This is a genomic window from Mycobacterium sp. (assembly GCF_036488105.1).
In the GTDB taxonomy this organism is placed as follows: Bacteria; Actinomycetota; Actinomycetes; order Mycobacteriales; family Mycobacteriaceae; genus Mycobacterium.
This window is the reverse complement of sequence record NZ_DASXHW010000522.1, coordinates 1-7963: the sequence shown is the minus strand read 5'-3', so window position 1 is coordinate 7963 and position 7963 is coordinate 1. Positions and strand designations below refer to the sequence as shown.

Sequence of the window (7963 nt, the reverse complement as noted above, 5' to 3'; positions counted from 1 at the left end):
CCAACGGTGACCAGTTCCTGGTGTTGCGTCCGCTGCTGGTGGACTACGTGCTGTCGATGCCGCGCGGCGCTCAGGTGGTCTACCCGAAAGACGCCGCGCAGATCGTGCACGAAGGCGACATCTTTCCGGGCGCACGGGTATTGGAGGCAGGCGCCGGCTCCGGCGCACTGACCTGTTCGCTGTTGCGCGCCGTCGGACCGGACGGACAGGTGATCTCCTACGACGTGCGCGCCGACCACGCCGAACACGCCCGCCGCAACGTGGAGACATTCTTCGGCTGCGTCCCCGACAACTGGCGGCTGGTGATCAGCGACATTGTCGACGCCGGTCTGCCCGACGGCTCGGTCGACCGGGTCGTGCTGGACATGCTCGCGCCGTGGGACGTGCTCGACCGGGTGTCGCGGGCGCTGGTCGGCGGCGGCGTGCTGATGATCTACGTGGCGACCGTGACCCAGCTGTCGAAGGCGGTGGAGGCACTGCGCGACCAGCAGTGCTGGACGGAGCCCCGTGCCTGGGAGACGATGCAGCGCGGCTGGAACGTCGTCGGGCTGGCCGTGCGGCCCCAACACAACATGCGCGGGCACACAGCGTTTTTGGTGTTCGCGCGCAAGCTGGCCCCGGACACGGTTCCCCCGACGCCGCTGCACAGAAAGCAACGTCCCAGCGAGCCGTGATCAGTCGTCGCTGCGCCGCAGATCTCGGCGCACCGAGAGCAACTCGAACTCCGGATGCGCCGCCACCAGCCGTTCGGCGGCGTCCAGCACGTTGACGGCATGGCTGCGATCGGCCGAGGCCATCGCCACGCCGATCCCGGCCCGTCGGTGAAGTTCTTGGGACCCTGTCTCCGCGGCCGAGACGCCGAACTTGCGGTGCAGTTCCGCGACTACCGGCCGCACCACCGATCGCTTCTGCTTGAGTGAGCGCACATCACCGAGCAGCAGGTCGAACTCCAACCAGCCGATCCACATCGGGAATCAGTGACCGGGCCCTGCTGGGGGCGGGGCGGACTCGGTCCTGTATGCCAGCAGGACATCGGCGGTCCGCGCCGACAGCTGCCAGCCGCCCTGAAACGGCTTGAACTCCATGGGAAAAGAGAATCGGGGACCCTTCGGATTCGATGAGCTGACGTCGACGTTGGCCACCACGTCGGCCGGATCCCGGTCAGACCATCCGACCTCGCGTATATCGAACTTCACCGGGGTGAAGCCACCGTTCAGCAGGGCATTGGAGAATTGGTCGAAGACACCGGCGTTTTCCGGGGTGGCGCCTTCGACCAGGTTCGTTTTCTGGGGGCCGGGCACCGCTGCGTCAGCCAGCCGATACAGCACGCCCGCCAACGCATCGGGCGGCGGCAACGGCGCGGCCTGCGGGGCCGCCGTCGAATTCAACGATGCGGACGTCGGCGGCGTCGAGGTCTCCGGCGAAGCACCGTCCTCATCGCTGGAACACCCCGGAAGCCCGAGCACCGCCGCAATCGCGGCGGCGCTCAAGACTGCGGTGAAGCGTCGGGGCATGCAGCGGCTGTCAGTGCGACGAACGCACAGACTGAATCAGCGTCATCGCCGAGTCGTGCGACAGCTTCCAGCCGCCTTGATCGACGAACGTGAGGTACTCGGGTGTCGGGGCGAGATGCGGGCCCGTCGCCGTGATGGTGGCCGTGGCGGCACCCGGACCGGCGGGGGCAATGTTGCTGATGTTGAACGTCAGCGGCAGGCTGCCCTTGGCAGCGGCCTTCTGCAGTTCGTGGTCGGCCAGGGTGACCGGAACCGGGATGCCGCCCTCGATGAGGTCGCCCTTATTGGCGAACGACACGCTCGGGTCCTGCAGCGTATTCAGAACGGTGGTGAGCTGATCGGCAGTGGGTAGGTCCACTCCCACCGGTGCCGGCGGGTCCAACGGCAACGGCGCGCCGAAGACGACCGGCTGAACGCGGGCCGACACCGCGGTGACGGATGCAATACAGGTCACACCCGCGGCGGCGACGCCGATGGCAGCCATCGCTGCCATGCCTGTGGCTAGGGTTTTCACGGTCACGAAGGTCCTCTCGGTAAAGCCGACTAAACAAGATGTTAACGCTGTTGCCAGTGTGCCCCATTTCGAGTTCCCGCATGAAACGGAAATCGCCGGTAGCGTTGAGGTATCCACCGCACCACCGTCTTGGAGCGGGAAAGGAGCGCACCATGGGTGAGTTTGAGCGTGAAGCGTTCGGTAACCCGCGCGAACCAGACCTCTCCAGCGAGGACGCCGCCGAGTTGGAAGAGCTACGACGCGAGGCTGCGATCCTGCGCGAGCAACTGGACAACGCTGCCGGATCGCACAGTGCCGCACGCAGTCCGCGCGATGTGCACCAGCTCGAGTCGCGTATCGACTCGCTGGCGTCGCGCAACTCCAAGCTGATGGAAACCCTCAAGGAAGCCCGCCAGCAGCTGCTGGCGCTGCGCGAAGAGGTCGATCGGCTCGGGCAGCCGCCCAGCGGCTACGGCGTGTTGTTGGCCACCCACGAGGACGACACCATCGATGTCTTCACCTCGGGCCGCAAGATGCGACTGACGTGCTCGCCCAACATCGACGTGAAGTCGTTGCGCAAGGGACAGACGGTTCGGCTCAACGAGGCGTTAACTGTCGTCGAGGCCGGCACGTACGAATCAGTCGGCGAGATTTCAACTTTGCGCGAGATTCTGGCTGACGGGCACCGCGCTCTGGTGGTCGGTCACGCCGACGAGGAGCGCATCGTGTGGCTGGCCGAGCCGTTGGTCGCCGAGGACCTGCCCGACGGTGTCTATGACTCGTCGGACGACGACCTGCGTCCCCGCAAGCTACGTCCCGGTGACTCGCTGCTCGTGGACACCAAAGCGGGTTACGCCTTCGAGCGCATCCCCAAGGCCGAGGTCGAGGACCTGGTGCTCGAAGAGGTTCCCGACGTCACCTACAACGACATCGGTGGGCTGGGCCGGCAGATCGAGCAGATCCGCGACGCCGTCGAGTTGCCGTTCCTGCACAAGGAGCTCTACCGCGAGTACGCGTTGCGCCCACCCAAAGGCGTGTTGCTCTACGGGCCGCCCGGTTGCGGTAAGACGTTGATCGCCAAGGCCGTCGCCAACTCGCTGGCCAAGAAGATGGCCGAGGTCCGCGGCGACGACGCGCGTGAGGCCAAGTCCTACTTCCTCAACATCAAAGGCCCCGAGCTGCTGAACAAGTTCGTCGGCGAGACCGAACGTCACATCCGGCTGATCTTCCAGCGGGCCCGCGAGAAGGCGTCCGAGGGCACACCGGTGATCGTGTTCTTCGACGAGATGGACTCGATCTTCCGCACCCGCGGCACCGGGGTTTCCTCGGACGTGGAGACCACGGTCGTCCCGCAGCTGCTGAGCGAGATCGACGGTGTCGAAGGTCTGGAGAACGTCATCGTGATCGGCGCCTCCAACCGTGAGGACATGATCGACCCGGCGATCCTGCGGCCCGGCCGCCTCGACGTGAAGATCAAGATCGAGCGCCCGGACGCCGAGTCGGCACAAGACATCTTCTCGAAGTACCTCGTCGAGACTCTGCCGGTGCACGCCGACGACATCACCGAATTCGGTGGTGACCGTGGAGCGTGCATCAAGGCGATGATCGAGAAGGTTGTCGACCGGATGTACGCCGAGATCGATGACAACCGGTTCCTCGAAGTGACGTACGCCAACGGCGACAAAGAGGTCATGTACTTCAAGGACTTCAACTCCGGCGCGATGATTCAGAACGTCGTCGACCGGGCGAAGAAGAACGCCATCAAGTCGGTGCTGGAAAGCGGTCAGCCAGGCCTGCGGATCCAGCACTTGCTCGACTCGATCGTCGACGAGTTCGCCGAGAACGAGGACCTGCCCAACACCACCAACCCCGATGACTGGGCCCGGATTTCGGGCAAGAAGGGCGAGCGGATCGTCTACATCCGCACGCTGGTCACCGGCAAGAGCTCGAGTGCCTCACGGGCCATCGACACTGAGTCCAACCTCGGTCAGTACCTGTAAGGCTCAGCCGGCCAGCAGCGAGTAGCTGTTGGTCAGGTTGTCCTGCAGCACCTGCGCGGCGTGCGTGGTGGTGTCGATGCGCAACGGGCTGGTCAGCGTTCGGGTCTGGTAAGTCCATCCATCGGGCAGGTCCAGCCGCTCACCGAGTCTGGCCAGATCTGCCCGCGACAGAGTGGGATCGACGATCTGGCTCCAGGTCTGCATCACCCAGCGCCGCAGCGCGGGGTCGTGTAGTTCGTAGACCTCTTCGCCGGCGTCGAAGGTGAAGACGGTGTGCCGGTGGACCTGATTGGCGGTGTAGGGCGCCGGGTTCATCCCCGACAGCAAGGTTTGCGCTTGCAGCGCCATGTCGATTCCGCCGAAGTTCTTGATGATCCGCGGGCCTTGATTCGTCTTCTCGATCTCGTTCATCAGCCAGTAGCGCGGGCCGTTGAGTAAGGCTGTGGCAGCACCGTTTTCGGCTGCAATGGCTTGTGCGTCGAGCGCCGACCACAATTCGGCGGGACAGTCGTTGAGGCCGAAGCTATTGTAGACGGCGGCCTGTGGTCCCGCCTCGCCCGGCGTCACCAGAAGGACTTCGCCATAGCGCTTTCCGGACAGGCCGGTGATGGGTTCGGCAGACACTAGGGTGAAGGTAACGACTTCCGTCACCTGCGTCAATGGGCCGCCGGCAGTTGTCCGCGCCGCGTTAACCCGGCCGGTACGCGGTCGGCCGGTGCCCACCCATCGCCCCGCCGCGCGGAGTCTGCGGCCGTCACGCCTACGCTTGAGGGATGCAACGAATTATCGGTACGGAGGTCGAATACGGCATCTCGTCGCCGTCGGACCCGACCGCCAACCCGATCCTGACGTCGACGCAGGCCGTGCTGGCCTACGCCGCCGCCGCCGGAATCCAACGCGCCAAGCGCACCCGCTGGGATTACGAGGTCGAATCGCCGCTGCGCGACGCGCGCGGTTTCGACCTGAGCCGCTCGGCCGGGCCGCCCCCAGTGGTCGACGCCGACGAGGTCGGCGCCGCCAACATGATTCTTACCAACGGCGCGCGGCTCTACGTCGACCACGCGCACCCCGAATACTCCGCACCCGAATGCACCGACCCCCTGGACGCGGTCGTGTGGGACAAGGCCGGCGAGCGGGTGATGGAGGCTGCCGCGCGGCACGTCGCCAGCGTGCCGGGAGCCGCCAAGCTGCAGCTGTACAAGAACAACGTCGACGGCAAGGGCGCCTCTTACGGCTCGCACGAGAACTACCTGATGAGCCGGCAGACGCCGTTCTCGTCCGTCATCGCCGGGCTGACCCCGTTTCTGGTTTCCCGCCAGGTGGTCACCGGCTCGGGCCGGGTCGGCATCGGGCCGTCCGGCGACGAGCCGGGCTTCCAGCTCTCGCAGCGATCGGACTACATCGAGGTCGAGGTCGGGCTGGAGACCACGCTGAAGCGCGGCATCATCAACACCCGCGACGAGCCGCACGCCGACGCCGACCGTTACCGGCGGCTGCACGTCATCATCGGCGACGCAAACCTCTCCGAGACGTCGACCTATCTCAAGCTCGGTACCACCGCGCTGGTGCTCGACCTGATCGAGGACGGTCCGGCGCACGGAATCGACCTCAGCGACTTGGCGCTGGCCCGGCCGGTGCACGCCGTGCACGCGATCAGCCGCGACCCGTCGCTGCGTGCCACCGTCGCCCTGGCCGATGGTCGTGAGCTGACGGCCCTTGCGCTGCAACGCATTTACCTGGACCGGGCGGCCAAGCTGGTCGACGGCCGCGACCACGACGCGCGCGCGGCCCACGTCGTCGAGACCTGGGCGCACGTGCTGGATCAGCTCGAGCGCGACCCGATGGAGTGCGCGGAGCTGCTGGACTGGCCGGCCAAGCTACGACTCTTGGAAGGCTTCCGGCACCGGGAGAACCTGAGTTGGTCCGCACCCCGGCTGCACCTGGTCGACTTGCAGTACTCCGACGTCCGGCTGGACAAAGGTCTGTACAACCGGCTGGTCGCGCGCGGTTCGATGAAGCGTCTGGTCACCGAGCAGCAAGTGATCGACGCGGTCGACAACCCACCGACGGACACCCGGGCCTACTTCCGCGGGGAATGCCTGCGCCGCTTCGGCGCCGACATCGCGGCGGCCAGCTGGGACTCGGTGATTTTCGATCTGGGTGGCGATTCGCTGGTGCGAATTCCGACGCTGGAGCCGCTGCGCGGCAGCAAAGCGCACGTCGGGGCGTTGCTGGATTCGGTAGACAGTGCGGTCGAGCTGGTGGAGCAGCTGACCACCTGAGCGGCCGGACACCGGGCTTTCGCCTGAGCAATAACGCTATTGACCGGTAGGGTGGAGAACAACGGGCGTGTTTCACGCCCGATGACGATGCAGGAGGCAGCGATGGCCCAGGAGCAGACCAAGCGCGGCGGTGGCGGCGGCGATGACGACGACCCCACTGCCAGCACGGCCGCGGGCCAGGAGCGTCGCGAGAAGCTGACCGAGGAAACCGACGACCTGCTGGATGAGATCGACGATGTTCTGGAAGAGAACGCCGAAGACTTTGTCCGCGCATACGTCCAAAAGGGCGGACAGTGACCTGGCCCAACCGCGATCGCCTGGCCACCAACTCTGCACTTCCCGGAACCGCCTCCGGCGGCCTGTCCTCCTTCACTGATTATTTGCGCCGTGAGGCGCCCGAACTGCTGCCCGCGGGCATCGGCAGCGCAGACCCGATCACGCCGAGTTCTCAGCTGCCGCACGGAACGACGATCGTCGCGCTGAAGTACCCGGGCGGGGTGCTGCTGGCCGGCGACCGGCGTTCGACGCAGGGCAACATGATCGCGGGTCGTGATGTGCAGAAGGTGTACATCACCGATGACTACACCGCGACCGGGATCGCCGGCACCGCGGCGATCGCCGTCGAATTCGCCCGGCTATACGCCGTCGAGCTCGAGCACTACGAAAAGCTGGAAGGCGTGCCACTTACCTTCGCGGGCAAAGTGAACCGGTTGGCGATCATGGTGCGCGGCAACCTCGCTGCGGCGATGCAGGGTCTGGTGGCTTTGCCGCTGCTGGCCGGCTTCGACATCCACGATCCCGACTCGCAGAAGGCGGGCCGCATCGTCTCCTTCGACGCGGCCGGTGGCTGGAACCTGGAAGAAGAGGGCTACCAGTCGGTCGGTTCGGGATCGATATTTGCGAAATCGTCGATCAAGAAGTTGTATTCGCAAGTGACGGATGCTGATTCGGCGCTGCGAGTCGCTGTCGAGGCGCTGTATGACGCGGCCGATGACGATTCGGCCACTGGCGGGCCCGACCTGGTCCGCGGGATCTATCCGACCGCGGTCACGATCGGTGCCGACGGTGCGGCCAACGTGGCCGAGCCGCGCATCGCCGAGCTGGCGCGGGAGGTCATCGAAACGCGCTCCCGCGCAGACACTTTCGGCCCGGACGCCGACCGTGCGGGAAGTGATTCATGAGTTTTCCGTACTTCATCTCGCCCGAGCAGGCGATGCGTGAGCGAAGCGAGCTCGCGCGCAAGGGTATTGCGCGAGGCCGCAGTGTCGTTGCACTGGTCTTTTCCGGTGGTGTGCTGTTTGTTGCGGAGAACCCGTCGCGATCGCTGCAGAAGATCAGCGAACTCTACGACCGAGTCGGCTTCGCCGCCGCCGGAAAGTTCAACGAGTTCGACAATCTGCGCCGCGGCGGAATTCAATTCGCCGACACCCGCGGCTACGCCTACGATCGCCGCGATGTGACCGGAAGGCAGCTGGCCAACGTATACGCGCAGACGCTGGGAACCATCTTCACCGAACAGGCCAAACCATACGAGGTTGAGCTGTGCGTGGCCGAAGTTGCTCACTACGGCGAGACCAAACCGCCTGAGTTGTACCGGATTACCTACGATGGGTCGATCGCCGATGAGCCGCATTTCGTGGTGATGGGCGGCACGACCGAGCCGATCGCCACTGC

The 7963-nt window shown here is 65.6% G+C and carries 10 protein-coding genes; 6 read left to right on the top strand and 4 right to left on the bottom strand.

The features are described 5' to 3' along the window. A partial coding sequence (locus VGH54_RS27605; protein ID WP_331515310.1) for a tRNA (adenine-N1)-methyltransferase occupies nucleotides 1-674 on the top strand: 674 nt, incomplete at its 5' end. Here the strand turns inward: VGH54_RS27605 and VGH54_RS27600 are convergent. The 3 genes from VGH54_RS27600 to VGH54_RS27590 are packed head-to-tail and all read right to left on the bottom strand — an operon-like array spanning nucleotide 675 to nucleotide 2007. Then, nucleotides 675-968, bottom strand: coding sequence for a DUF503 domain-containing protein (locus VGH54_RS27600; RefSeq protein WP_331515309.1), 294 nt, complete (start codon nucleotides 966-968; stop codon nucleotides 675-677). It abuts the gene before it with no gap. A gap of 6 nt (nucleotides 969-974) precedes the next feature. Then, nucleotides 975-1514, bottom strand: coding sequence for a hypothetical protein (locus VGH54_RS27595; protein ID WP_331515308.1), 540 nt, complete (start codon nucleotides 1512-1514; stop codon nucleotides 975-977). 10 nt (nucleotides 1515-1524) lie between these two features. Beyond that, the gene (locus VGH54_RS27590; protein WP_331515312.1) at nucleotides 1525-2007 is read right to left on the bottom strand and encodes a hypothetical protein; all 483 of its coding nucleotides are present in this window, start codon (nucleotides 2005-2007) and stop codon (nucleotides 1525-1527) included. Between the two features lie 173 nt (nucleotides 2008-2180). Here VGH54_RS27590 and arc point away from each other — a divergent pair, with 173 nt between their 5' ends. Then, on the top strand, nucleotides 2181-4007 hold the full coding sequence (gene arc, locus VGH54_RS27585) for a proteasome ATPase (protein WP_331515307.1): 1827 nt from the start codon (nucleotides 2181-2183) through the stop codon (nucleotides 4005-4007). Between the two features lie 3 nt (nucleotides 4008-4010). Here the strand turns inward: arc and VGH54_RS27580 are convergent, their stop codons facing one another. Continuing rightward, nucleotides 4011-4631 (bottom strand): hypothetical protein, encoded by a 621-nt coding sequence (locus VGH54_RS27580; RefSeq protein ID WP_414688824.1) that lies wholly within the window; start codon nucleotides 4629-4631, stop codon nucleotides 4011-4013. A gap of 149 nt (nucleotides 4632-4780) precedes the next feature. Between VGH54_RS27580 and dop the strand changes: the two genes are divergently transcribed. The 4 genes from dop to prcA all read left to right on the top strand — a co-directional run. Next, complete coding sequence (dop, locus tag VGH54_RS27575; protein ID WP_331515306.1) at nucleotides 4781-6289, top strand: pup deamidase/depupylase; 1509 nt, start codon at nucleotides 4781-4783, stop codon at nucleotides 6287-6289. Nucleotides 6290-6391: 102 nt separating this feature from the next. Continuing rightward, nucleotides 6392-6586, top strand: a complete 195-nt coding sequence (locus VGH54_RS27570; RefSeq protein ID WP_043409984.1) for a ubiquitin-like protein Pup — start codon at nucleotides 6392-6394, stop codon at nucleotides 6584-6586. Beyond that, nucleotides 6583-7470, top strand: coding sequence for a proteasome subunit beta (gene prcB / locus VGH54_RS27565; RefSeq protein WP_331515304.1), 888 nt, complete (start codon nucleotides 6583-6585; stop codon nucleotides 7468-7470). Before VGH54_RS27570 ends, prcB begins: the two co-directional genes overlap by 4 nt. Continuing rightward, a partial coding sequence (prcA, locus tag VGH54_RS27560; RefSeq protein WP_331515303.1) for a proteasome subunit alpha occupies nucleotides 7467-7963 on the top strand: 497 nt, incomplete at its 3' end. The genes prcB and prcA, both read left to right, overlap by 4 nt.